Below are 496 nucleotides of genomic sequence, written 5' to 3'. Positions count from 1 at the left end.
CGTATTTCAGCATCATTCGAGACGAACGACAAAGCGCAAAAGTAGACTATCCTCTGTTCGACGTTTTATTTGGTTCAATCTGTGCCATAATAGCCGGAGGCCAAGGCTGGACTGATATTCGAGAGTATGTTCTCGGACACCATGAATGGTTTCTTAAACATGGTTTATTCGAAAAAGGTGTGCCGGTTGATGATACCTTTGCTCGTCTGATGTCAAACATCGACCCGGCAGAATTCCGAGATTGCTTTCTAGCCTGGATGAAAGCAGTGCACAAGTTAACTGGTGGTGAGGTGGTAGCCATTGACGGCAAAACTTTACGGGGTTCCTATGACAGAAACGACAGGCAAAGCACCATTCACATGGTGAGTGCTTATTCCTGTGCTAATCAACTCGTATTAGGTCAGCTAAAAACCGATGCTAAGAGTAATGAAATCACAGCGATACCTGCACTCCTCCAGATGCTTGACTTACGAGGTGCTATCGTGACGATTGATGC

General features: G+C 45.6%; 1 protein-coding gene. It reads left to right on the top strand.

What is annotated here, in order from left to right; all coding sequences use genetic code 11:
• A partial coding sequence (locus RH88_RS02610) for an ISAs1 family transposase (RefSeq protein WP_005593262.1) occupies positions 1-496 on the top strand: 496 nt, incomplete at both ends.

This window comes from Vibrio scophthalmi LMG 19158, from assembly GCF_000222585.1.
GTDB lineage: Bacteria > Pseudomonadota > Gammaproteobacteria > Enterobacterales > Vibrionaceae > Vibrio > Vibrio scophthalmi.
This window is presented reverse-complemented; position numbering and strand designations above follow the sequence as displayed.